The sequence below is a fragment of the Rhizobium favelukesii genome, assembly GCF_000577275.2.
Lineage (GTDB): Bacteria > Pseudomonadota > Alphaproteobacteria > Rhizobiales > Rhizobiaceae > Rhizobium > Rhizobium favelukesii.
Window position 1 is genome coordinate 3640946 of sequence record NZ_HG916852.1, and the last position, 23019, is coordinate 3663964.

Genomic DNA, 23019 nt, shown 5'->3' on the forward strand with positions numbered 1-23019 from the left:
TGATGCATAAAAAGGAAAATTGACATTTTCCAAAATATGCTCTATAAAATCGATGTCAACATGAATTTGGAAAATCGTGATGGTCCCAAATCACAAGATCGAGAGAAGGCCCCGTGGCAGACCGCAGGCGCGGTGCGACGAGGACACCAGAAGCGTCATCATCGAGGCTGCGAACAAGCAGTTTCACGAGAATGGATATGCGACGGCGAGCATCGCGGCGATCGCGCAGGAAGCCGGCGTCTCGACGAAGACGCTCTACCGACTCTTTCCAACAAAAGCCGACCTTTTCTCGGATCTGATTTCCGATCGCATCGGCCGCTTTCTGTTGGCGCTCGACCCGACCACGCTGGCGGCAGCTGATCTGCGCCAGGGGCTGGAGCGGATGCTGATGGCCTACGGCATGCTGACGCTCTCAGAAGACACCATCACGATGATGCGCCTTGTGATCGGCGAGTCCGACCGCTTCCCCGAGATCGCGGCTTCGTTCTATGAAAACGCCATCGTCAGAACGAATGCGCTGATGGAGGGATGGCTGCGCAAGCAGGTCGATCGCGGCGTCATCGCCCTCGCCGACCCGCATGCCGCCTGCGGGATGCTGCGCGGCATGATGGCCATGGAGCCCCAGCGCGCCGCAATGTTGCGCCAGCAGCCGGCCCCCGGGATCGAGGAGATCGCCGCGCGGGCAAAAATGTGCGCCGATCTGTTTATGAACGGTGCGGCAGTCGTTCCGTCATAGAGGCCGTGCTTGAGCGCGAAGACCGGCGTCAGGCGGTCCTTGCAAGCTCCTTGTCGATCGCCGAGACCAGCCGCTGATCCTCGGCGGTGACATCCGGCGCAAACCGCGCAGCCACCTTGCCGTCGCGACCGACCAGAAACTTTTCGAAATTCCAGAGGATTTCACTGTTGTCGCCGCTCGCCAGGCCGTTGTTGCGCAGCCGCTCCCGCATCGGACCCTCGCCAATGGCAGTACCGGCAGCGGCTGTCAGCAGTTGGTAAAGCGGGTGCTTGTCCTCGCCCTTTACCGAGATCTTCGAGAAGATCGGGAATTTCACGTCGTAGGTCAGGGTGCAGAATTCGACGATCTCGGCATCCGTGCCAGGCTCCTGCCCCTTGAAATTGTTTGCCGGAAAGGCGGCAATCACGAAGCCGCGCTCGCGCTTGTCCTCATAGAGCTTCTCAAGCCCTTCGTACTGGACGGTCAGACCACATTTGGAGGCGACATTGACGACCAGCATCACCTTGCCACGGTGATCGTTCAAAGTCGTCTCGCGACCATCAGCCAGCTTCACGGGTACATTCAAAATATCAGTCATCGCAATCTCCAGCATGAATTTCGCTGCGGAAGCTATACCCACCCATACGTTTGTCCAGCGGGCAAACGCAGTCCACTGGCAAAATCAATGAAAACAGCTAGTTTGCCCCGAGAGCACGGGAGGTGCGACGTAAGATGGTGCTGGAATTGCTGGTGGCGGTCGTTGTCTTCGCCTTGCTCATGACAGCCTCGATCGGAACGATGCTGACTTATTCGAAGCTGCCGGTCCATCACCGCCAGGACGAAACGAACACCGTCGTCCGGCTGGTCGCCAACATCTTCGTCGTCATGACCTCGCTCGTCTTCGGCCTGATGATCAATTCCTCAAAGAACACCTTCGCCGAGATTGACAAGAACGTTCACGCCTTCGCAACGCAGATCATCCTTCTTGACCGGACATTGCGCACCTACGGCCTCGAGGCCAACGAAACCCGTAAGCGCCTGGAAAACTACGTCGAAAACGCCCTTAGCAATCCAGTTCGGGCGCCGGATCCGCTGGTAAAAAGCGACCGCACGAGCTAATGCAGTTCACTTAGTGAGCTGCGGGCAAGTTTGATGGTTCAGGATGGGGATTCGTTTTCCCATCCTGTTTTTGTTTGTGATGTCACGCACCCTTGGACATTCGGCCGAATTATCGGCTCTTTCGCAGGCGATCGACCCGGACTGGATCGCTCAGGCTCTCGCCACGACAGGCAAGGCGAGCGTCCGCAAGCGCAAGCTGCCAGCCGAGCAGGTCGTCTGGCTGGTGATTGCGTTGGCCCTTTATCGTCATCAGTCGATCCCGGAGGTGGTGGCCCATCTTGATCTGGTTTTGCCCGATGAGGTCAACGCGGATATTGCCAAGAGCGCGTTGACACAGGCACGGCAGCGCTTGGGTCAGGCACCGTTGGCGCAGTTGTTTGCAATGAGTGCATCATGCTGGGATGAACGCCACCAATCCGGGCGTGCCTGGCGGGGTCTTTGTCGTTATGCCGTGGACGGCAGCACGCTGCGGACGTCCGACAGCCCGGAGAACCGGGCGCATTTTGGAGCGCAGGCCTACGCGTCTGGCGTTGTCGCAAGCTATCCGCAATTGCGGCTGCTGACGCTGACGGCGCTGGCGACGCATCTGGTGCGTGATGCGGTGTTCGGAGCCTATGGCACAAACGAGATGCTCTATGCCAAAAGCCTGCTCGACCGGGTTCCGGACCATTCGCTGACGGTCTTCGACAAGGGCTTCTTCAGTGCCAGCCTTCTCTTGCAATTGCAGACGAAGGGACATGAGCGTCACTGGCTGATTCCGGCCAAAGCCAACAGCACATGGGAACGACTGGATCCGCACCCCACCGATTATCGGGTGCGCATGAAGGTCTCGCCCCAGGCGCGGCAGGCAGAACCGGACTTGCCGGCCTTCTGGGAGGTCAGGGCCATCGAGACGACCACCAGCCATGGCAAAAAGCGCATATTGTTGACATCGCTGATGGACAGACAAACTTATCCGGCAAGCGAAATCGTCCATCAGTATGAAGAGCGATGGCGCATCGAGACAAGTTATCGCGAACTCAAGCAGGAGCTTCTCGGTAGCGAACTGACCCTGCGAAGCGGCACGCCGGAGACTGTCTATCAGGAGGTCTGGGGCGCGTTGCTGGCCTACAATCTGGTGCGGCTCGAAATGGCAGAGGTCGCGACCGAAGCCCAAGTCGAGCCAACCCGACTAAGCTTTATCACAGCCCTGCATTACCTGCGTCACGAATGGGGATGGATGGCGATCGAAGCACCCGGCAAAATCCCCGCCCACCTCACCAGATTGAGAAACAGATTGGCAGACTTGCTGCTGACAGAAAAACGGGGGCGATCATGCCCCCGTGTCGTCAAAAAACTGCCTGCCAGATACCCGATAAGAGCCGTAAGCAAACCTAAGTGAACTGCATTAGACCGCACGAGCGAGCTTGCTCTCAACGCGGTCGGCGACAGTCTTGCGCTGATCACACCAACCAACCCGGGGCATGTTGTGCTGTGGAACGACGCCCGCCAGCAATATCAAAGGATCGTCGAGCAGCGCTGGATCATCGTCGAACAGTCGGAGGGCGTCATCCCCCGGCCGCTCATCACGATGTTGACGGCGTGGCTGACACTGATTTTTGCCAGCTTCGGCTATCGCGCGCCCAGGAACGTCATCGTTGTCCTGATGTTCTTCATATCTGCGCTGCTGATATCCTTATCGATCTTCGTCGTGCTCGACATGGATGTTCCGTTCGCGGGCTGGATCGAGATTTCCGACACGCCTCTCCGCCGGGCGCTGGCTGAGCTTCAACGGTAGCAGCGCCCGATTGCCGCGCCATCGAGAACCGACAGCACGGCGCGACGCCTCATCAGGCTCAGCGAACCGCCACCGCTGGCCAGTCGATGAGATCGGCGTTGGCGCCGGCGAGCGTATCGCGGCTTGGGGCCACGACATCATGGGGAAAGCCAAGCGGAATGCTTGTCGGAAAGCTGAGCAGGTGTGCGGGGGCCGATGATCGGCAGCGTGCCCTTGTGCAGCAGCCATGCAATGGCGATCTGGCCGGCGGAAATTCCGGTTTCCTCTGCGATGGCAATCAGAGTGTCGACGGCTGCGGTCTTGCGCGGCATCGCTCTCCCCGTGAATGACGACGCCGAGGCCCTGCTGCCGGCCGGTCTCTCCCTCGAGAAGTGCCGATTATGTTAACATATGATTATTTAACTCGAGATGACCTCTATCGATGGGACATTCGCGTCTTGACGGCCATCGTCCCGCGTCCTGGACGACGGACCACGGCGCCCACTTGCACGCAGAGAGTTTTGCTGGCGCAGCGGGATTGAATAGCCGCCGGCGCGGCACAGTTATCCTTCAGGAGTCTTCTGCCGCCCAGTCTCAGTTTCCGGAAGAGCATGACAACGCATCAGATCCTCGCCTTTGGCGTCATCGGCCTGATGATGGCAGTCTTCATCTGGGATCGGTTCCGCTATGACGTGGTCGCCTGTTGTTCTCTCGTCCTGGCGGTGGCGGTCGGCATCGTCCCTTTCGACAAGGCATTTTCGGGTTTCAGCGATGACATCGTCATCATCGTCGGCAGTGCGCTTATCGTCAGCGCCGGCGTCGCGCGCTCGGGAATCGTCGACACGACGATCAAGCGCTTCTTCCCCAACCTGAACAAGCTGCATGCGCAGCTTGCCCTGCTGCTCATTGTCGTCGCGGTTCTTTCCGCCTTCATCAAGAACATCGGCGCGCTTGCGATCATGATCCCGGTCGCTTTCCAGTTTGCCCGCAAAACCGGGAGATCGCCATCGCTCTACCTGATGCCCATGAGCTTTGCTGCCCTTCTCGGCGGGCTAATGACCCAGATCGGCACCTCGCCGAACATCGTGGTCTCGCGCCTTCGCGGCGAAATTACCGGGGCGCCGTTCACTATGTTCGACTTTACGCCCGTCGGCGCGACGCTCACTCTGGTCGGAATCGTCTTCCTGATTTTCTTCCACTGGCTCGTTCCCGAGCGGCAGAACGAGAATCCGTCGCTGGAGGAAGCGCTGGATCTCAAGAACTACTTCTCCGAAGCAACCGTGGTGGAGGGCTCGAGCTTTGAAGGCAAGGAGCTGAACGGGATCCTGCAGCTCGGCGATGGGGAAGTGGTCGCAACTGCGATCCTGCGCGGACATTCGCGCCTCTCGCCATTCCCTGACGTCCTTCTAAAGGCAGGAGATACAATCCTGCTGCAGGGGCGCCCGGAAGCGCTGGACCGCGTCGTTTCCAATGCCAAGCTCAAGCTTTCCGGCAAGCCGATTCCCGAAGCAAAAGCCGAAGGAGACGTGACCTCAATCGAAGCGGTCGTCTCATCGGAATCGATGTTGATCGGCTGGTCTGCACGCCAGCTCTCACTGTGGAACCGCCGTCGGATCAACCTGCTTGCCGTCAGCCGCCATGGCCACCGGCTGACGGAGCGGCTGAGCGAAGTGACACTGCGCGCCGGCGATGTTCTTGTGTTGCAGGGCAGCCGCCGAAACTTGCCGGCGTTCCTGCAGGAATTCTCCTGCCTTCCTTTGGCGCAGCGCGACATCATGCTTGGCAGGCCGCGCAGGGCCTATGTGCCGCTGCTGATCCTCGCGGCCGCGATGGCCGTGACGGCAGCCGGAATGGTCCCGGTTTCGGTCGCCTTCTTCTGCGCCGCACTGGCGATGGTCGTCTTCCGGGCGATTCCGCTTGCCGAGGTCTACAAGGCCGTGGACGGACCGATCCTGATCATGCTTGCAGCTTTGATCCCTGTCTCCGACACACTGCGAACGTCCGGTGGCAGCGATCTGATCGCCGGATGGCTCGGGCACTTTGCGGCCCAGATGCCGCCCTTTGGCGCATTGGCGCTGATCCTCATCACCGCCATGGCGGTGACACCGTTTCTCAACAATGCGGCGACGGTCCTGGTCATGGCGCCGATTGCGGCGAGCTTTGCCCAAGCGCTCGGCTATAGACCCGAGGCCTTCCTGATGGCGGTCGCCATCGGCGCCGGTTGCGATTTCCTGACGCCGATCGGCCATCAGTGCAACACGCTGGTTTTCGGCCCCGGCGGTTATCGCTTCAGCGATTACCCCCGCCTCGGCCTGCCGTTGTCCTTCATCATCGTCCTCGTCAGCGTGCCCGCACTGCTCCATGTCTGGCCAGTTCACTGACGCTATTGCCCATTTTCCTTGACGCGCGCGGTCGAATATGGCCTTAAGGCCAGCCAAATGGGCAATCGGCGACGAACAGGGGCAGTGCCCTTTTCCGGCCGGTTTCCTGATCCAGTTATCTGCATTCTTTCCGGCCGAACGTCGCTTTCTCAGGAAAGCCGTCCGGCATCATTTGACGGGCACATAAAATGACAGCTTCCGGCGTCCGCGTCCGCATTGCTCCCTCGCCGACCGGCGAGCCGCATGTCGGCACAGCTTACATCGCTCTCTTCAACTATCTTTTCGCTAAGAAGAACGGCGGCGAGTTCATCCTGCGCATCGAAGACACCGATGCGACGCGCTCGACCCCGGAATTCGAAAAGAAGGTGCTGGACGCGCTGAAATGGTGCGGGCTCGAGTGGAAGGAAGGCCCGGACATCGGCGGTCCCTATGGTCCCTACCGCCAATCGGACCGCAAGGAAATCTACACGCCCTACGGCCAGGAGCTGTTGGACAAGGGCCATGCCTTCCGCTGTTTCTGCACGCCCGAGCGTCTGGAAAAGATGCGCGAAGAGCAGCGCGCCGCCGGCAAGGCGCCGAAATATGATGGTCTCTGCCTGAAGCTCACCGCCGAGGAAGTCACCTCCAAGATGGCAGCTGGCGAAAGCTCGGTCATCCGCATGAAGATCCCGGCCGAAGGTTCCTGCGACTTCACCGACGGCGTCTACGGCGATGTCAGCATTCCGTGGGACTCGGTCGACATGCAGGTGCTGATCAAGGGCGACGGCATGCCCACCTATCACATGGCGAACGTCATCGACGACCACCTGATGAAGATCACTCACGTCGCTCGCGGCGAAGAGTGGCTGGCCTCGGTGCCGAAACACATCCTGCTTTATCGCTACTTCGACTGGGAAGCACCGGTCTTCATGCACCTGTCGCTGATGCGCAATGCCGACAAGTCGAAGCTGTCAAAGCGCAAGAACCCGACCTCGATCTCCTACTACTCCGCTCTCGGCTACATCCCGGAAGCGCTGATGAACTTCCTCGGTCTGTTCTTCGTACAGATCGCCGAAGGCGAAGAGCTGCTGACGATGGACGAGCTCTCCGAGAAGTTCGATCCGGACAACCTTTCCAAGGCCGGCGCGATCTTCGACATCCAGAAGCTCGATTGGCTGAACGGTCGCTGGATCCGTGAGAAGCTGTCGGAAGAAGAATTCCAGACCCGCGTGCTTGATTGGGCGATGGAAAACGATCGGCTGAAGGCCGGCCTGCGCCTGTCGCAGTCGCGTATCTCCAAGCTCGGCGAACTTCCGGATCTCGCGGGCTTCCTGCTGAAGTCCGATCTCGGCCTCGACCTGTCGGCCTTCGCCAAGATCAAGTCGCCGCCGGAAGAGATCCTCGAGATCCTCAACACCGTCCAGCCGGATCTCGAAAAGATCCTCGAATGGAATGTCGAGACCATCGAGGCCGAACTGCGCGCTATTGCCGATCGCATGGGCAAGAAGCTGAAGGTCGTCGTGGCGCCGCTCTTCGTCGCCGTCTCCGGGTCGTCGCGCTCGCTGCCGCTATTTGACTCGATGGCGATCCTCGGCCGCTCGGTCGTGCGCCAGCGGTTGAAACTGGCGTCGCAGGCCGTGGCGTCGCTCGTCGGCCCGAAGAACTGAAGGCTAGAAACATGACTGATAAAAACGAAAAGCGCACAGCAACGGCAAACATCATCGAACAAGATGATACGCTCAAATCCACTGGCTTGTCTTCAGACGCCACTCAAGTGCGCGCCCAGAAGCTCGAGCTGCTGCGCGAGCAGATCGGCGACGTCTATCCGGCGCATTTCCACCGCACCATCACCAATGCGGAGCTGGTCGAGAAGTACAAGGACCTCGAAGCCGACGTCGAGACGCAGGACATCGTGACCGTTGCCGGCCGCGTCTACTCCTCGCGCAACTCCGGGATGTTCATGGATATCCATGATGCCGGCGGCAAGATTCAGATCTTCAGCCACAAGGACACCACGCCGGAAGACGCCCGCGCCCTGCTGCCGATGATCGACATCGGCGACATCATCGGCGTCACCGGCGTCGTGCGTCGCACCAAGCGCGGCGAACTCACGATCAACGCCCAGAAGATCGAAATGCTGACCAAGTCGCTGCTGCCGATGCCTGAAAAGTGGCATGGCCTCACCGACATCGAGGCGCGCTATCGCAAGCGCCACCTCGACATCATGACCAACGATGAGTCGAAACTGCGCTTTCAGCAGCGTTCGAAGATTGTCTCCGGCATCCGTCGCTTCATGGAAAACGACGGCTTCATGGAAGTCGAAACACCCATGCTGCACTCCGTCTATGGCGGTGCCACGGCCGAGCCGTTCAAGACGCATCACAACACGCTGAAGCTCGACATGTACCTGCGCATCGCGCCGGAGCTGTTCCTGAAGCGCACGCTGGTTTCGGGCCTTACCGACAAGGTGTTCGAGATCAACCGCAACTTCCGCAATGAAGGCGTCTCGACCCGGCACAATCCTGAATTCACCATGATGGAGTGCTACTGGGCCTATGCCGACTACGAGGACATCATGGACCTCGTCGAGCGGCTGTTCGAAAGCCTGGCGCTGTCGATCCACGGGACGACGGAGTTCCCCTTCGGCGACAAGACGATCTCGTTCAAGGGCCCGTTCAAGCGCGTACCGATGCCCGACGCCGTCAAGCAAGTGACCGGCATCGACTTCCTCAGCCTCAAGACCGACGAGGAAGCTCGCGCTGCCGCCAAGGCTGCCGGCTTGGCGGTCGAGAAGGACTGGACCTGGGGCGAATGCCTTGCCTTCATCTTCGAGGAGAAGGTCGAGGCGACGCTCATTCAGCCATCGCATGTCACGCATTTCCCGAAGGACATCTCGCCCTTTGCCAAGGAAGTGCCGGGCGAGCCGCGCCTCGTCGAGCGCTTCGAGACCTACTGCAACGCCTGGGAACTCGGCAACGCCTTCTCGGAGCTCAACGATCCGGAAGAGCAGCGCCGCCGCATGGTCGAGCAGCTGGAGCAGGCACATGCCCGCGGTGAAAAGGAAAAGCAGCTGGACGACGAATTCCTCGATGCGATCGACCAGGGCATGCCGCCGGCCGGCGGCCTCGGTATCGGCGTCGACCGCCTGATCATGCTCTTGACCAACGCCCCATCGATCCGCGACGTCATCCTTTTTCCGGCTCGCCGTAGCAAGGCTGACTGAAACAGGCACACTTGAATAGAGAAAAGGCGGCGGCCCGATGGGCTCGCCGCCTTTTTCTTTTCGAACCGTCAGTGACCGGCAGCCGGTGCCGCTTCTTCCGCCGCAGGTTGCTCAGCAGGCGTAGCACCGTGCCCGCCGCCCTCGGCCGGCTTTTCTTCCTTCGCCTCTTCCGCCTTCTCGCCCTTGCTCTTGCCTTCGCCACCCTTCGTGGCAGCGACAGCGATCGGATCGATACAGTCGGAGTATTCGTTAAAGGATGCGTTCAGGGCCGTAATTTCGTCTTCGGGCAAATCGACGCGTTCGCCGAAGAACAGCCCGTTGGCGGCAGCCGACCCGTCGTAATAGCGGGCGGTATAGGCCTTGGCCTGCGCGCTTTCGAGAACGGCATCGGGATGCGGTATGTAGACGACGTCGGCGCCGATCGCCCGGCCGCGAATGTCGGATCGCAGCGTCGGCCCATTGGTATCGAGGACGACGACCTGCACCAGATCAGGCTTCTGCGCATCGTAGACCGCCTTGGCCACCCGAAGCGCGGTCTTGACCCGCGTCATGCCATCTGTCGGCTCGGTCTTGATATACTTGCGGATCCAGACCCGGTTCTGCTTCTTGATGGTGACGAGATTGACGTCGGTGCAGGAGAGACCGTTCATTGTTTCCGCGGAAAGGCCCAGGATCCTGTCTTTGCCGATAAAAAGCGCGGCACCGCCGGAGACGCCCCCGAGAAGGGCGACGCCAGCGATGATAAACACCAATTTCCGGGAAGGCCGGAAGATGCGCAGTAGGGCCTTCACGCCAACTGCTCGGCCATTGACAAGCTCCAACGCAATACGAGTGGTTTCAACGCTAGAGAAATGACGTTTCTGAATACTTAAACGAGCCCTCCAAGTTTGCGCCAGTATGGGATTAGCACCAAAAAAGGTCCAAGCTTTCCCGATGCTTGCCAATGTCCTTATGGCCATGCTCTAACGGCGCATGGCCTTCACCCTTCGCCAGATTCAGTATTTCGTTGCCGTCGCCGAACAGGGCTCCGTGACGCGCGCCGCGCAGAACCTTTCGATCTCGCAATCCTCGGTTACGGAAGCCCTGAAGGAGCTGGAAACCGACCTCGGCGTCGAGCTTTTCGAGCGCCATCCACGCGGCCTGACGATCACCCACAACGGCCACCAGTTCCTGCGCCACGCGACGAAGATCCTGGCGAGCGTCACTGATGCTCGCACCAGCTTTTCCGGCAAGCAGAACGAGATTTCCGGAACGCTCAACATCGGCGTCACCTCGCTCGTCGCCGGCTATGTCCTCTCCGATCTCCTGGCGCGCTATCGCCGCGCCTGTCCGGGCGTCGAAGTCAGTGCCATCGAGGACAATGGCGGCTATCTTGAACACCTGCTGGTCGGCGGCGAGTTGGATGTGGCGGTCATGGTCATCTCCAACCTGCGCGACCGCATGGCCCTGCAGGCGGAAATCCTGGAAACCTCGCCCTACCGGCTGTGGCTGCCCATGGGCCATCCGCTCGTCTCTGCCGACATCATTTCCGTCGCCGACATCGCCCGTGAACCGCTGATTATGCTGACCGTCGACGAAATCGAGGAAAACACCGGCAAGCTGCTGTCGGCGCTCGGCGCGCGTCCGCATGTTGCCTTCCGCACCCGCTCCGTGGAAGCGGTCCGCAGTCTGGTCGCCACCGGCGCCGGCGTGGCGCTGCTACCCGATCTCGTCTATCGCCCTTGGTCGCTGGAAGGCGATCGCATTGAGAGCCGCGACGTGTCCGGCTCGCTGCCGGTCGTCCAGGTCGGCATGGTCTGGCGCAAGGGCTCCAGTCTGCCGCAAGCCGCGCGCGACTTCGTCGGCATCGCCGAAGCGCTTCGATCCGGCCGGCCTCGCTGACGATTCTGGTACAATATCGGAAATTCCGATATCGGCTTTCTGATAAATGAATTTGCGAAACCGGAAAATTCGTCGCACCTTTTCAACCGGGAACATAACGCCACGAAAAGTGGCACAACCGGGAGACGGACGATGAAATATCTTCTGAAATCGTGCACCGCGGCCCTCGCGAGCCTGAGCTTCGTGACGCAGGTTGCCGCCGCGGAGCCGCTGAAGGCGCTGGGCAACGGTGAAGGTGCGGTCAGCATTGTAGCCTGGGCGGGCTACATCGAGCGTGGCGAAAGCGACAAGAGCTACGACTGGGTCACCGCCTTCGAAAAGGAAACCGGCTGCAAGGTTTCCGTCAAGACGGCGGCGACGTCTGACGAAATGGTCTCGCTGATGAACGAAGGCGGCTTCGATCTCGTCACCGCCTCCGGTGACGCATCGCTTCGCCTGATCGCCGGCAAGCGTGTGCAGCCGATCAATACCGACCTCATCCCGAGCTTCAAGAACGTCGATCCGCGCCTGCAGAAGGGCCCGTGGTACACGGTCAACGACGTCCACTACGGCGTTCCCTACCTTTGGGGACCGAACGTGCTGATGTATAATACCGATGCCTTCAAGGGGAAGGCACCGAGCAGCTGGAAGGTCGTTTTCGAGGAAGAGACCCTTCCGGACGGCAAGTCCAACAAGGGTCGCGTCCAAGCCTATGACGGTCCGATCTACGTTGCCGATGCCGCGCTCTACCTGATGGCGCACAAGCCGGAACTCGGCATCAAGGATCCCTATGAGCTGAACGAAGATCAGTACAAGGCGGCCCTCGACCTACTGCGCGGCCAGCGCAAGCTCGTTTCGCGCTACTGGCACGACGCGATGATCCAGATCGACGACTTCAAGAACGAGGGCGTCGTGGCCTCCGGCTCCTGGCCCTTCCAGGTCAACCTGATGCAGGCTGACAAGCAGAAGATCGCCTCAACCTTCCCGGAAGAAGGGGCGACCGGCTGGGCCGATACGACCATGCTGCATGTCGACAGCGAGCATCCGAACTGCGCCTACATGTGGATGGAACATTCGCTGCAGGCCAAGGTCCAGGGCGATGCCGCTGCCTGGTTCGGCGCCGTACCTTCGGTTCCCGCAGCCTGCAAGGGCAACGAACTGCTGACCGATGAAGGTTGCGCAACGAACGGCTATGATCATTTCGACAAGATCAAGTTCTGGAGAACGCCGACGGCCAAGTGCACGACGCAGGGCGAGTGCGTGCCGTATCACCGTTGGGTCTCCGACTATATCGGCGTGATCGGCGGACGATAATCTCGCCCGCAACCTCACCGTCTCCGTCAGCGGAGAAGACGCCCTTTGAGGGGCAGACGAGGGGACAACCGAAGACACGAGCGGACGTCCGAGCGCTGCGCGGCGACGGAAAGCCGACTTGTCCCCTCGTCGAAGCCTTTGGGCCACCGCCTTCCTGCGGGGAGGACGAGACATCAGACACAATCCCGGAGTTTACAATGACCCCCGCCGTCCGTTTCCAAAAGGTCTCACGCCATTTCGGGCAGGTTCGCGCCGTCGATGGCGTCAATCTCGAAATCGCGCCGGGCGAATTCTTCGCCATGCTTGGCCCTTCCGGATCCGGCAAGACGACCTGCCTGCGCCTGATCGCAGGCTTCGAGCAGCCGACGGGCGGCCACATCGAAATCTTCGGCGAGACAGCCGAGGGCATTCCGCCTTATCGCCGCAACGTCAACACCGTCTTCCAGGACTACGCGCTCTTCCCGCATCTCAACATTCTCGACAACGTCGCCTACGGGCTGATGGTCAAGGGCATCGGTAAGGCGGAGCGCACCAAGGCTGCCGAGCAGGCGCTGGAGATGGTGAAGCTTCCCGGCTATGGCGCGCGCAGGCCCGGACAGCTTTCCGGCGGCCAGCGGCAGCGCGTGGCGCTCGCCCGCGCCCTCGTCAACAAGCCGAAGGTCCTTCTCCTCGACGAACCGCTCGGCGCCCTCGATCTGAAGCTGCGCGAGCAGATGCAAGAAGAGTTGAAGAGCCTGCAGCGCGCGCTCGGCATCACCTTCGTCTTCGTCACCCATGACCAGGGCGAGGCCCTGTCGATGGCAGACCGCGTCGCCGTCTTCAACAATGGCGGCATCGTCCAGGAGGGCACGCCGCACGACATCTATAGCCGCCCGAAGACCCGCTTCGTCGCCGATTTCGTTGGCTCCTCGAATGTCATCGCGCCCGAGGTGATGACTTCGCTCGGCGGCGAGACGCGTTGGGCGAGCCTGCGCCCGGAAGCGATCCATCTCGCTGGCGACGGCGTCGAGGCGCGCGTCCAGGCCGCAAGCTTCCTTGGCGCGGCAACCCGCCTCTCGGTCGATATCCGCGGCACCCGCCTGCATGTCATGCTGCCGGCCGGCACCAACGTGCCGGATGTCGGCACGAGCGTCCGTCTCGTCTGGCAGCCCGTCGACGTGCACTACATGGATGACGCAGCATGACAGCGCTTGCCCTCACCAAGCCGGCCGAGCTGCGGGAAACGTCGATCCTGCCCGGTCGCGGCGGTTTTTTCGGACAGCTCTCCGATGCCTTCTGGCGGCATCCGAAGCTGCTGCTCTTCCTGATGCTGACGCCGCCACTTTTGTGGCTCGGCATCATCTACATCGGCTCGCTGATCGCACTTCTACTGCAGAGCTTCTTCTCGATCGACGATTTCTCGGGCCTGGTGAACTACGAGTTCACGCTCGCGACCTATGCGCAGCTCCTCAGCCCGACGAACTTCGACATCATCATCCGCACCATCGTCATGGCGGCTTTGGTGACGCTGGCCTCCGCCGTCGTCGCCTTCCCCATTGCCTACTATGCCGCCCGCTACGCGCAGGGCAAATGGAAGGCGCTCTTCTATCTCGGCATCATGCTGCCGCTTTGGTCGAGCTACCTCGTGAAAATCTATGCCTGGAAACTCATCCTCGCCAAGGAAGGCATTCTCACCTGGATCTTCGCCAAGCTGCACCTTTCCTGGCTGCTCGACGGTGTCCTCAACCTGCCCGTCATCGGCGGCAATTCGCTCTCGGTCAGCTATCTCGGCACCTTCCTCGTCTTCGTCTATGTCTGGCTGCCCTACATGATCCTGCCGACTCAGGCCGCACTGGAGCGTGTCCAGGCCAACCTCATCGAAGCCTCCGCCGATCTCGGTGCAACCCCGAGCCAGACCTTCCGCACGGTGCTCTTCCCGCTGGCGCTGCCCGGCATCGTTGCCGGCTCGATCTTCACCTTCTCGCTGACCTTGGGCGATTACATCATTCCGCAAATCATCGGCTCGTCGCGCCTTTTCATCGGCCAGGCGGTCTATGCCCAGCAGGGTACCGCCGGCAACGTCCCGCTCGCGGCAGCCTTCTCCGTCGTCCCGATCGTCATCATGGCCATCTATCTTTGGCTTGCCAAGAAACAGGGGGCCTTCGATGCGCTCTGACCGTTCACAGCGTTCACCGCTGCTTCTGAAGATCGCCGCCGCGGGTGGCCTGCTCTTCCTGCATCTGCCGATCCTCTTGATCTTCGTCTACGCCTTCACCACCGAGGAGAGGAGTTATCAGTGGCCACCGCCGGGTCTGACGACGCAATGGTTCGCCGTTGCGTGGAACCGTCCCGATGTCTGGTCCGCGCTCGGCCTCTCCGTGCAGGTGGCCTGTGTTGCCACCGCCATCGCTCTGATACTCGGAACGCTTTGCGCAGCCGCGATCAGCCAGACGAAGTTCTTCGGTCGTGAAGCGATCTCACTCCTCGTCATCCTGCCGATCGCGCTGCCCGGCATCATCACCGGCATTGCGCTGCGTTCGGCCTTTAGCCTGTTCGACATCCCTTTCTCGGTCTGGACGATCGTGCTCGGCCACGCGACCTTCTGCGTCGTTGTCGTCTACAACAACGCCGTCGCCCGCTTCCGCCGCACCTCCGGCTCGCTGATCGAGGCGTCGATGGACCTTGGCGCCGACGGCTTCCAGACCTTCCGCCATGTCATCCTGCCCAATATCGGCACGGCGCTGCTCGCCGGCGGCATGCTTGCCTTCGCGCTGTCGTTCGACGAGGTCATCGTGACCACCTTCACCGGCGGCCAGCAATCGACGCTGCCGATCTGGATGCTCGAAGAACTCATCCGTCCGCGCCAGCGCCCGGTCACGAACGTGGTCGCAATGGTCGTCGTGCTCGTCACTTTCCTGCCGATCCTGGCAGCCTACTACCTCACCCGCGACGGCGATCAGGTCGCCGGAGCCGGCAAATAACCCAGAGTGGGATGCGGAAAAGTGTGAAGCGGTTTTCCGCCCACATCCCACTCGACCAACGACAAGGGAGAACATCATGGACACCGCGATGCTGATTGGATCCCGCTTCGAAGCGGGCACGGAAACGGAAGAGCACATCCTGAACCCGAAGACGGGCGAGACAGTGCTTGACCTGCCGGAAGCCTCGCTTGGCCAGATCGACGCCGCCGTCGATGCCGCCGACAGCGCGTTCAGGAGCTGGTCGCAGACGACACCGGGGGAACGCTCCGGCTACCTCCTGAAGATCGCCGATGCGATCGAGAAGGCGGCGCAGGGCTTTGCAACGCTGGAAGCGCTGAACTGCGGCAAGCCGATCAACGCCGTGCTCAATGACGAAATCCCGGCGATCGTCGATTGTTATCGCTTCTTCGCCGGCGCCGTGCGCAACCTGCATGGACCGGTCGCTGGAGAGTATCTGCCGAACCACACCTCGATGATCCGCCGTGACCCGGTCGGCATTGTCGGCTCGATCGCGCCGTGGAACTACCCGCTGATGATGATGGCCTGGAAGCTCGCTCCGGCCATCGCCGGCGGCAACACCGTCGTCTTCAAACCCTCCGAGCAGACGCCGCTGACGGCGCTGAAGATGGCGAAGCTCCTCGCCGATATCCTGCCGGAGGGCGTCGTCAACGTCATCCTCGGCCGCGGCGAGAGCGTCGGCAATGCCCTGATCAACCATCCGAAGATCGGCATGGTCTCGATCACTGGCGATGTCGCCACCGGCAAGAAGGTGTTGCAGGCTGCTGCCAAGACCGTCAAGCGCACGCATCTGGAGCTGGGCGGCAAGGCGCCGGTCATCGTCTTCGACGACGCCGATATCGATGCCGTCGTCGCAGGCATCCGCACCTTCGGCTACTACAACGCCGGCCAGGACTGCACCGCCGCCTGCCGCATCTATGCCGACGCCAAGGTCTACGACAAGTTCGTCGCCGACCTCTCCTCGGCCGTCTCCTCGATCAGGTTCAATCAGGCCGACGACACCGAAAACGAGATCGGCCCGCTGATCTCCAAGCGCCAGCGCGACCGTGTCGAAAGTTTCGTCACCCGGGCTGCCGAGCACAAGCACATGGAGGTCACGACGGGCGGCAAGTCATCGGGCGAGAAGGGCTTTTTCTTCGCGCCGACCGTCATCGCCGGCGCCACGCAGGATGACGAAATCGTTCGCCGCGAGGTCTTCGGTCCGGTTGTCTCGGTCACCCGCTTCAGCGATGTCGAGGATGCTGTCACCTGGGCGAACGATAGCGATTACGGCCTCGCCTCGTCGGTCTGGACCAAAGACATCAGTCGCGGCATGAAGACGGCCGCCCGCCTGCAATATGGCTGCACCTGGATCAACACCCACTTCATGCTCACCAACGAGATGCCGCATGGCGGCTTGAAGCAGTCCGGCTACGGCAAGGACATGTCGGTCTACGCGCTGGAAGACTACACCGCCGTCCGGCACGTGATGATCAATCACGGCTGACCTGCGCCGGGCCGAATGGCCCGGCCGCCACACAAACAAACATGCAAAGGGGAGCCTACATGAAACGCCGTACCATTCTTGCCGCCCTCGGCGGCATCTGTCTCGCCTCGACCCTTGCCGGAATGCCGGCTTATGCTGCCGACCAGACGCCGCTGGCGGTCGTGGAACAGTATCTGGCTGCATGGAACGCCCATGACGCCGCCAAGGCCGCCTCCTATTTCGATGAGAAGGTGAGTTATTACGACGCATCCGTCGGCAAGCCGACAGTCGGCAAGGCCGAAGCCAAGGCTGCCGTGATTGACAACTTCATGACCGCCGTGCCCGACTTGAAATGGATGATGCGCGGCGATCCGATCGTCAGCGGAAACAAGGTCTCGTTCGAGTGGACCTTCACAGGAACGAACAGCGGTGCCTGGGCGGATGGGACGGCCGCCACCAACAAGTCCTTCTCGTTCGACGGCGCCTCGGTCTTCGTCATCGAGAAGGGAGCGATCAAGCAGCAGTCCGACTATTACGACGCCCTTGGCTTCTACAAGCAACTGGGCCTGATGTAGCAGACTGCCTCGCCGCGTGCCTGCCGACGTGGCAAACTTGCCTGCGCGAAGCACTGGCGCCTGACGGCCATACCAATTGTGGGCCATCGGACATGGAACCATTCTCTTTGTCCCGCGTCATCGTGACGTGGAACACGGAGGAAATCATCCATGCTCAAATGGGCTCTCATATTTTTCGTTGTGTCTCTGGTCGCCGGCTTCCTCGGTTTTTCCGGCGTCTCAGCGGCAACGGCAACGATCGCGCGGGTTCTGTTCGGCATTGCGCTGGTAATCTTCCTGATCTTCCTCGTCCTCGCGCTGTTGGCTGGCAGTGCGGTGTTTTAGCCCGCTGCCAGGCGTTGAGCGGCGAAAAGAGGCACCGGTTCCTTGAAGCCTTTCAGGGACACAGCTCCCAGCCCCTGGAAGGCAAGACCACGTGCTGCCGCTTCGGCGGCAGCACGTGTGTTGGGGCAGACGAGAGTCTGCGAAGGCCCTGCGACGGAAGAAACACGCGCCGCGAGATTAACCGTCCTTCCGAAGATATCGCCGTCACGCGGCACCACCTGTCCGGTAGCCACGCCGACTCGCACAGGCGGCAACTCATCCAAACGGCTTTTCTCCACCAGCGACAACGATGCTTGCACCGCAGAAGCCGCGTCCGGGAACAGCATCATCACCCCATCCCCCAGCGGCTTGACGATCCGTCCGTCGAACGCGCACGAAAGACGTTGCGCGATTGCTTCAAAGCGGGCGGCCTTCTCGGCGGCGGAAACGTCACCGATCTCATGCGTCAGCCCGGTGAAACCGGAGAGATCGGCGAAGGCCGCGGCCGGCAAGCTCTCCTCGTCACCAGGTTCCAGGCCGTGCTCGCGCAGCGCATCCTGCAGCCTCCCGACGATGTTGTCGAAAACCGCCTCCTCCAGCATCCGCCGCTGCAACAGGAAGAGCATTCGGAAACCGATCCGCTGCAGCGACAGCCGCTTTGCGGCGGAAATCTCCAGAAGATGGCGATAGCTCAGGCCCGCATTCAGCATCGGCTCCTCGACCTCGCCGCGGAAGAGGTCGCGCATCGTGTCGACGCAGCGGCGAACCGCATGACCGAAGACGCGCAACACCCGCTCCATGCAACCGAGGCACCAAGCTGTGTGCACTCCCTCAAAAGCCGGATGAATTCTACATCGTCCTCGCGAAGCGGCTGATCCACCGAAAGCGGCGGCAGACTGGCGCATGTCCTCACGCCATTGAGCATGTCGAGATCGATTTGGCCTGCCGTCATCTCAGCCAAAACCAATGTCTCGGTCATCATCACCGGCTCGAACATCAGCTGATTGGCGAACTCCAGAGAAAAGATCTGCCGCTTCAAACCTCCGCCAGCACATCCAGGCCGATGCCGGCATCCTGCAGGGCAAGGATCAATCGGAGCTGGCTGACATCGCTTGCGGCATAACCGGCATGTCCGGGGCCGATGATCTGTAAGCGCTCGAGATTGCTGAGGCGGACATCGTCGCAGCCAGCAAGTGCCAACAATCTCTCACGCCGCAACGCTTCCATCACGGCAACCTCTGGAGAAGGAGATTGCTTCATACATCCGTGCGCCCCTCCACGCAGCCAAAGGGGTTAGAGGAGGCTCGCACCGACATTGATGGCAAGCGCCAGGATCGTCGTATTAAACAGGAACGACAGGATGGAATGCAGGAGCGTCAGCTTGCGCATGGTCACCGATGTCGTCGCGACGTCGGCCGTCTGCGATGCCACGCCGATTGTGAACGAGTAATAGAGGAAGTCCCAATAGACCGGCTCGTCATTGCCTTCCGGAAACTTCAGCCCTTCCCCCTTGTCCTCTCCGCCATAGAAGCGATGTGCATAGTGTACCGTGAACAAGGTATGCAGGAATGCCCAGGAGATTAGAATCGTGGCGATTGCACCAAGCGCTCGTACGAGTGCTTCGCCTGCCACAGCCTCCTTGGCTGTATGAAGCTCCAGTGCGATGCCGGCGATGCTGGCGAGCGCCGCCAGGATCGACAGCGCCAGCAGGAAGACGTCTGAAAAGTCAAGATCCTCCGCCCGCTTGCGGATGCTCGCAACGCTCGCTCGCAACATCCGGCGCCAGGTGAGCGCCGTAAACACGATTGCGCCGACGTTCCAGCCGAAGATCAGGTTCTGCGGGTTGACCTGGCGGCTCGTCAAAAGCAGGAACGTCGCCAGCCCGGCGGCCACGGCGACGACGAACACCAGATGCCTTCGCACTTGCCCCATGACCCAGCTTTCCAGATCCTTCGCGGATTCCGCCATTGAACGCTCCGCCCGTGCGAGATCGTCCTTGATATCAGCATGATGGCAGCGGGAGCAATACGATCTCAGCCGGTCCAGCCACCGTCGACGACATGGATCTGACCTGTCGTGAAGCCGGATTCGTCGCCGGCGAGATAGGTCACGAGAGCAGCAATCTCCTCTGGCGTTGCAATCCGCCCCATCGGCTGGCGGGCGATGAAATCCTTGAGCGCCTTCTCGTAGTCGCCCGTCGCACGCAAACGATCGTGCAACGACGGACTGTCCACGGTGCCGGGGCAGATCGCATTGGCGCGGATGCCTTTGGCAACAAAGTCAGAGGCGATCGACTTGGTGAGCCCGATCACGGCCGCCTTCGACGCGCCGTAGGCGAAGCGGTTGGGCACGCCTTTCACACTGGAGGCGACCGACGCCATGTTGACGATTGACCCCTTACCCTTCTCCAGCATGCCGGGAAGAAAGGTGCGGCAGGTCGTATACATCGCCCTTGCGTTCAGGTTGAAGGAGAAGTCCCAGTCCTTCTCCTCGCATTCCAATATCGAGCCAGCATGAACGAAGCCGGCGCAATTGAAGAGAACGTCGATCGGACCGATCTCCGTCGCGAAGGAGCGAACGGCGTCGCTATCGAGCACATTGAGGGTATGCCTTTCTGCGCCCTCAAGCGTGGAAAGCGTCTTCTCATTGATATCGGTCGCATAGACATGCGCGCCGAGCGAAAGGAAGCGCTCCGCACTCGCTCGACCGATACCCTGACCTGCCGCCGTAATGACGACTTTCTTGCCTTCCAGACCGTGACTCATGCATCCTCCCAAAATCCCAGCGCTTGCGGCGCACTCATTCATATGCAAACAATATATTCAAATTGGCGTCAACCTGTATAACGCGCGCTTCGCTCGCTGGAGAAACCCTAGTCAATTTAGGGCCGACGGGCACGGGAAATCTCTGATCCCGCGGCGCCAGCCGACGAGATGCCGCAGCTCGGCGGCAGACAGCATGGCATGAATGGGAGGAACCGCATGCTTTTCGATACTCACCTGCACATCGTCGATCGGCAGGCGCTCGACTATCCCTGGCTCTCCGGCGCGGGTGATCTCAATCAGGACAACCTCTACGACGATTATGCGCGGGATGCGCTGCGCTGCGGGATCTCCAATGTCCTGCACATGGAGGTGGACGTCGCGCCCGCGCGCATCGACGACGAGACCAATTATGTCAGGGAAATCAGCCGCCGCGCGGGCAGCCTCGTGCGCGGTGTCATTGCCGCCTGTCGACCGGAGGAGAACGGGTTTGCGGACTATCTCGAACGGTCGCTCGCCGATCCCTTCGTCAAGGGTTTCCGCCGCGTGCTGCATGTGGCTGCCGACGATACGGCAGCACGGCCGCTGTTTCGCGAGAACATCAGGCGGCTATCGGCCACCCGCATGAGTTTCGACCTCTGCGTCTTTCCCTACCAATTCGAAACGGTTCTCGCACTCGTCGATCATTGCCCGGATGTTTGCTTCATTCTTGACCATTGCGCCAATCCGCCGATCAAGGACGGAATGGACGACGTCTGGCGCAACGGCATCGTCGAGTTTTCCCGACGCCCGAATGTGACCGCCAAGATCTCTGGCGTCATCGCCTATGGCGATCTCGAAAACTGGTCGGTCGACAGTCTGCGTCCCTATGTCGAGCATACGATCGAGAGCTTCGGCTGGGATCGCGTCGTCTGGGGTAGCGACTGGCCGGTCTGCACGCTCGGCGGCGGTCTCACCCCTTGGGTCGCCGCCACGCACGCGTTGACATCGGGCTGCAGCGCGGAGGAGCGCGACAAGCTCTACCAGGCAAACGCGAAACGCATCTGGCCGATGTGAAAACCAAAGAGGGCGGTGCCACTTCAAATCGCTGACAAGTCAGCCTCCCTCATCCTCGACCTTGTGGCGGCGATCCAGCGCGTTCAAGTCCTTGAACAGAAAAGACCGTTTTCACGACGCAGACGCGCCGCGGCTGGATTCTGTGACAAGCACAGGAATGAAGGTGACGGGAGGATCCGCGCCAAACTTGCAGCGACCTCTATCAACAAAGAAAAAGAGGGCAGCGCCATCGGCACTGCCCTTCTCAAAATCCAATGCACGAAAGCCTCAGGCGGCTGCGAGCTGCAGTTCCTTCTGGACCATGGCGCGCAGCGTGCCGAGATCCTTAGCGAAAGCGCGGATGCCCTCGGCGAGCTTTTCGGTCGCCATGGCGTCTTCGTTCATCATCCAGCGGAAGGTCTTCTCGTCGATCGCGATCTTCGGGGCCGGCTTCGTCACGTCTGGCGACAGCTTGCGCTCGAGCTTGCCCTGATCGTTGGAGAGTTCGTCAAGCAGGTTCGGGGCGATCGTCAGGCGATCGCAACCGGCCAGCGCCTCGATTTCACCAGCGCTGCGGAACGATGCACCCATGACGATCGTCTTGATGTCGTTGGCCTTGTAATAATTGTAGATGTCACGGACGGAGATGACGCCCGGATCTTCCTCAGGCGTAAATTCCCTGCCCATCGACTTCTTGTACCAGTCGAGAATGCGGCCGACGAAGGGCGAGATCAGGAACACCTTGGCGTCGGCGCAAGCAACGGCCTGGGCCTTCGAGAAGAGAAGCGTCAGGTTGCAGTCGATGCCTTCCTTCTGCAGGATTTCGGCAGCGCGGATGCCTTCCCAGGTGGAAGCCAGCTTGATGAGGATGCGGTCGCGTTCGATGCCGCGTTCCTTGTAGGCCGCGATGATGGAACGTGCCTTGGCAAGCGACGCTTCGGTATCGAAGGAGAGGTCCGCATCGACTTCGGTCGACACGCGGCCCGGAACGAGCTTCACAAGTGCAGCGCCGACGGAAATCGCCAGACGATCGGCAACGGCCACGGAAACGGCCTCTGGATTGCCGCCCTGCTTTTTGCCCCAGGCAACGGCTTCCTTGACCGTGTCTGCAAACATCGGCGTACCGAGTGCCTTCAGCACGATACTTGGGTTCGTCGTGCAATCGACGGGCTTCAGACGGGCAACGGCTTCGATGTCACCGGTATCGGCAACGACCGTGGTAATCTCGCGGAGTTGGTCGAGCTTGGATGTCATGGTCACTGGTCCTTTTGACTTGAGCTGCGAGCCGATGCGAATCTCGCCCGGCAAAAATGATCTACGAATTGGCAGCCTGCATGCTACGCATCAGATTGCGCCCGTCGTTTCCAAACGAGCCGCAAAGCTAGGCGGCAACTGCGTCGTCCCTGCGAAAAACCGCCCCGACCGCCAAAGGCCGATGGGGATTTCCCGCTTGCCTGCACATTACCTCCTCGGACGCACAGAAGCGACTTCTTCGCGGCGACTATCGCCATTCCTCCCTAGATATGTCAAGGACATTTGCGCATTTCAATTGAC

Annotated in this window: 22 protein-coding genes and 2 pseudogenes; 16 read left to right on the forward strand and 8 right to left on the reverse strand. The window is 60.8% G+C overall.

From position 1 onward, the window contains the following. Positions 1-79: 79 nt before the first annotated feature. A complete protein-coding gene (locus tag LPU83_RS56550) occupies positions 80-736 on the forward strand; it encodes a TetR/AcrR family transcriptional regulator (RefSeq protein ID WP_024314910.1) in 657 nt (218 codons plus the stop codon). Positions 737-764: 28 nt separating this feature from the next. Here LPU83_RS56550 and LPU83_RS56555 read toward each other — a convergent pair whose 3' ends face one another. Beyond that, positions 765-1313 (reverse strand): glutathione peroxidase, encoded by a 549-nt coding sequence (locus tag LPU83_RS56555; protein ID WP_024314911.1) that lies wholly within the window; start codon positions 1311-1313, stop codon positions 765-767. 134 nt (positions 1314-1447) lie between these two features. On the opposite strand from LPU83_RS56555, the pseudogene LPU83_RS56560 reads away from it, so the two are divergent. The 3 genes and pseudogenes from LPU83_RS56560 to LPU83_RS56570 form a co-directional block, all read left to right on the forward strand. Continuing rightward, a pseudogene (locus LPU83_RS56560) lies at positions 1448-1831 on the forward strand (bestrophin-like domain); the annotation flags it as partial. Between the two features lie 46 nt (positions 1832-1877). After that, positions 1878-3215 (forward strand): IS4 family transposase, encoded by a 1338-nt coding sequence (locus tag LPU83_RS56565; protein WP_197901939.1) that lies wholly within the window; start codon positions 1878-1880, stop codon positions 3213-3215. Between the two features lie 33 nt (positions 3216-3248). Continuing rightward, positions 3249-3611: pseudogene (locus LPU83_RS56570) on the forward strand (bestrophin-like domain); the annotation flags it as partial. Between the two features lie 137 nt (positions 3612-3748). On the opposite strand, the gene LPU83_RS74265 reads toward LPU83_RS56570, so the two are convergent. Next, the gene (locus LPU83_RS74265) at positions 3749-3922 is read right to left on the reverse strand and encodes an aldo/keto reductase (protein WP_231052208.1); all 174 of its coding nucleotides are present in this window, start codon (positions 3920-3922) and stop codon (positions 3749-3751) included. A gap of 279 nt (positions 3923-4201) precedes the next feature. Here LPU83_RS74265 and LPU83_RS56580 point away from each other — a divergent pair, with 279 nt between their 5' ends. The 3 genes from LPU83_RS56580 (at position 4202) to lysS (ending at position 9173) form a co-directional block, all read left to right on the forward strand. Beyond that, positions 4202-5971: an SLC13 family permease gene (locus tag LPU83_RS56580; RefSeq protein ID WP_024314913.1), complete on the forward strand. Its 1770-nt coding sequence runs from the start codon at positions 4202-4204 to the stop codon at positions 5969-5971. Between the two features lie 188 nt (positions 5972-6159). Then, on the forward strand, positions 6160-7617 hold the full coding sequence (gltX, locus tag LPU83_RS56585) for a glutamate--tRNA ligase (RefSeq protein WP_024314914.1): 1458 nt from the start codon (positions 6160-6162) through the stop codon (positions 7615-7617). Between the two features lie 11 nt (positions 7618-7628). After that, positions 7629-9173, forward strand: a complete 1545-nt coding sequence (lysS, locus tag LPU83_RS56590; protein ID WP_024314915.1) for a lysine--tRNA ligase — start codon at positions 7629-7631, stop codon at positions 9171-9173. A gap of 68 nt (positions 9174-9241) precedes the next feature. On the opposite strand, the gene LPU83_RS56595 is transcribed toward lysS, so the two are convergent. Further along, complete coding sequence (locus tag LPU83_RS56595) at positions 9242-9964, reverse strand: hypothetical protein (RefSeq protein WP_024314916.1); 723 nt, start codon at positions 9962-9964, stop codon at positions 9242-9244. A gap of 181 nt (positions 9965-10145) precedes the next feature. On the opposite strand from LPU83_RS56595, the gene LPU83_RS56600 reads away from it, so the two are divergent. The 8 genes from LPU83_RS56600 to LPU83_RS56635 all read left to right on the forward strand — a co-directional run bounded on the left by LPU83_RS56600 (position 10146) and on the right by LPU83_RS56635 (position 17689). Further along, the gene (locus LPU83_RS56600) at positions 10146-11054 is read left to right on the forward strand and encodes a LysR family transcriptional regulator (protein ID WP_024314917.1); all 909 of its coding nucleotides are present in this window, start codon (positions 10146-10148) and stop codon (positions 11052-11054) included. A 132-nt stretch (positions 11055-11186) separates the two neighbouring features. Then, positions 11187-12347: an ABC transporter substrate-binding protein gene (locus LPU83_RS56605; RefSeq protein ID WP_024314918.1), complete on the forward strand. Its 1161-nt coding sequence runs from the start codon at positions 11187-11189 to the stop codon at positions 12345-12347. Between the two features lie 197 nt (positions 12348-12544). Continuing rightward, positions 12545-13531: an ABC transporter ATP-binding protein gene (locus tag LPU83_RS56610; RefSeq protein ID WP_024314919.1), complete on the forward strand. Its 987-nt coding sequence runs from the start codon at positions 12545-12547 to the stop codon at positions 13529-13531. Next, the gene (locus LPU83_RS56615) at positions 13528-14502 is read left to right on the forward strand and encodes an ABC transporter permease (protein ID WP_024314920.1); all 975 of its coding nucleotides are present in this window, start codon (positions 13528-13530) and stop codon (positions 14500-14502) included. The genes LPU83_RS56610 and LPU83_RS56615 overlap by 4 nt, the downstream gene beginning before the upstream one ends. Further along, complete coding sequence (locus tag LPU83_RS56620) at positions 14492-15307, forward strand: ABC transporter permease (RefSeq protein WP_024314921.1); 816 nt, start codon at positions 14492-14494, stop codon at positions 15305-15307. Before LPU83_RS56615 ends, LPU83_RS56620 begins: the two co-directional genes overlap by 11 nt. 76 nt (positions 15308-15383) lie before the next feature. Next, complete coding sequence (locus tag LPU83_RS56625) at positions 15384-16811, forward strand: gamma-aminobutyraldehyde dehydrogenase (RefSeq protein WP_024314922.1); 1428 nt, start codon at positions 15384-15386, stop codon at positions 16809-16811. A gap of 59 nt (positions 16812-16870) precedes the next feature. Further along, entirely contained in the window at positions 16871-17365 is a 495-nt protein-coding gene (locus tag LPU83_RS56630) for an ester cyclase (protein WP_024314923.1), read from the forward strand. Between the two features lie 150 nt (positions 17366-17515). Beyond that, positions 17516-17689, forward strand: a complete 174-nt coding sequence (locus LPU83_RS56635; protein WP_024314924.1) for a DUF1328 domain-containing protein — start codon at positions 17516-17518, stop codon at positions 17687-17689. On the opposite strand, the gene LPU83_RS56640 is transcribed toward LPU83_RS56635, so the two are convergent. From LPU83_RS56640 to LPU83_RS56655, 4 genes are all read right to left on the reverse strand, one after another. Further along, positions 17686-18573, reverse strand: a complete 888-nt coding sequence (locus tag LPU83_RS56640; protein WP_231052207.1) for an adenylate/guanylate cyclase domain-containing protein — start codon at positions 18571-18573, stop codon at positions 17686-17688. The two genes, LPU83_RS56635 and LPU83_RS56640, sit on opposite strands and share 4 nt — an antisense overlap. A gap of 130 nt (positions 18574-18703) precedes the next feature. Next, positions 18704-18928: a hypothetical protein gene (locus LPU83_RS74270; protein WP_141652554.1), complete on the reverse strand. Its 225-nt coding sequence runs from the start codon at positions 18926-18928 to the stop codon at positions 18704-18706. Positions 18929-18961: 33 nt separating this feature from the next. Then, positions 18962-19600 carry a DUF1345 domain-containing protein gene (locus LPU83_RS56650; RefSeq protein WP_167546220.1) on the reverse strand — a complete coding sequence of 213 codons (639 nt, stop codon included), beginning with the start codon at positions 19598-19600 and terminating at the stop codon, positions 18962-18964. Positions 19601-19701: 101 nt separating this feature from the next. Then, positions 19702-20433 (reverse strand): SDR family oxidoreductase, encoded by a 732-nt coding sequence (locus LPU83_RS56655; protein WP_024314926.1) that lies wholly within the window; start codon positions 20431-20433, stop codon positions 19702-19704. A 216-nt stretch (positions 20434-20649) separates the two neighbouring features. On the opposite strand from LPU83_RS56655, the gene LPU83_RS56660 reads away from it, so the two are divergent. Beyond that, positions 20650-21486, forward strand: a complete 837-nt coding sequence (locus tag LPU83_RS56660) for an amidohydrolase family protein (protein ID WP_024314927.1) — start codon at positions 20650-20652, stop codon at positions 21484-21486. A 267-nt stretch (positions 21487-21753) separates the two neighbouring features. On the opposite strand, the gene tal is transcribed toward LPU83_RS56660, so the two are convergent. Then, positions 21754-22719 carry a transaldolase gene (gene tal, locus LPU83_RS56665; RefSeq protein WP_024314928.1) on the reverse strand — a complete coding sequence of 322 codons (966 nt, stop codon included), beginning with the start codon at positions 22717-22719 and terminating at the stop codon, positions 21754-21756. Positions 22720-23019 lie beyond the last annotated feature (300 nt).

Excerpts from the sequence above, each read along its gene's own strand:
- LPU83_RS56550 (WP_024314910.1), top strand. The coding sequence starts at position 80 with ATGGTCCCAAATCACAAGATCGAGAGAAGGCCCCGTGGCAGACCGCAG.
- LPU83_RS56555 (WP_024314911.1), bottom strand. The coding sequence starts at position 1,313 with ATGACTGATATTTTGAATGTACCCGTGAAGCTGGCTGATGGTCGCGAG.
- LPU83_RS56565 (WP_197901939.1), top strand. The coding sequence starts at position 1,878 with ATGGGGATTCGTTTTCCCATCCTGTTTTTGTTTGTGATGTCACGCACC.
- LPU83_RS74265 (WP_231052208.1), bottom strand. The coding sequence starts at position 3,922 with ATGCCGCGCAAGACCGCAGCCGTCGACACTCTGATTGCCATCGCAGAG.
- LPU83_RS56580 (WP_024314913.1), top strand. The coding sequence starts at position 4,202 with ATGACAACGCATCAGATCCTCGCCTTTGGCGTCATCGGCCTGATGATG.
- gltX (WP_024314914.1), top strand. The coding sequence starts at position 6,160 with ATGACAGCTTCCGGCGTCCGCGTCCGCATTGCTCCCTCGCCGACCGGC.
- lysS (WP_024314915.1), top strand. The coding sequence starts at position 7,629 with ATGACTGATAAAAACGAAAAGCGCACAGCAACGGCAAACATCATCGAA.
- LPU83_RS56600 (WP_024314917.1), top strand. The coding sequence starts at position 10,146 with ATGGCCTTCACCCTTCGCCAGATTCAGTATTTCGTTGCCGTCGCCGAA.
- LPU83_RS56605 (WP_024314918.1), top strand. The coding sequence starts at position 11,187 with ATGAAATATCTTCTGAAATCGTGCACCGCGGCCCTCGCGAGCCTGAGC.
- LPU83_RS56610 (WP_024314919.1), top strand. The coding sequence starts at position 12,545 with ATGACCCCCGCCGTCCGTTTCCAAAAGGTCTCACGCCATTTCGGGCAG.
- LPU83_RS56615 (WP_024314920.1), top strand. The coding sequence starts at position 13,528 with ATGACAGCGCTTGCCCTCACCAAGCCGGCCGAGCTGCGGGAAACGTCG.
- LPU83_RS56620 (WP_024314921.1), top strand. The coding sequence starts at position 14,492 with ATGCGCTCTGACCGTTCACAGCGTTCACCGCTGCTTCTGAAGATCGCC.
- LPU83_RS56625 (WP_024314922.1), top strand. The coding sequence starts at position 15,384 with ATGGACACCGCGATGCTGATTGGATCCCGCTTCGAAGCGGGCACGGAA.
- LPU83_RS56630 (WP_024314923.1), top strand. The coding sequence starts at position 16,871 with ATGAAACGCCGTACCATTCTTGCCGCCCTCGGCGGCATCTGTCTCGCC.
- LPU83_RS56635 (WP_024314924.1), top strand. The coding sequence starts at position 17,516 with ATGCTCAAATGGGCTCTCATATTTTTCGTTGTGTCTCTGGTCGCCGGC.
- LPU83_RS56640 (WP_231052207.1), bottom strand. The coding sequence starts at position 18,573 with ATGCGCCAGTCTGCCGCCGCTTTCGGTGGATCAGCCGCTTCGCGAGGA.
- LPU83_RS74270 (WP_141652554.1), bottom strand. The coding sequence starts at position 18,928 with ATGAAGCAATCTCCTTCTCCAGAGGTTGCCGTGATGGAAGCGTTGCGG.
- LPU83_RS56650 (WP_167546220.1), bottom strand. The coding sequence starts at position 19,600 with ATGGGGCAAGTGCGAAGGCATCTGGTGTTCGTCGTCGCCGTGGCCGCC.
- LPU83_RS56655 (WP_024314926.1), bottom strand. The coding sequence starts at position 20,433 with ATGAGTCACGGTCTGGAAGGCAAGAAAGTCGTCATTACGGCGGCAGGT.
- LPU83_RS56660 (WP_024314927.1), top strand. The coding sequence starts at position 20,650 with ATGCTTTTCGATACTCACCTGCACATCGTCGATCGGCAGGCGCTCGAC.
- tal (WP_024314928.1), bottom strand. The coding sequence starts at position 22,719 with ATGACATCCAAGCTCGACCAACTCCGCGAGATTACCACGGTCGTTGCC.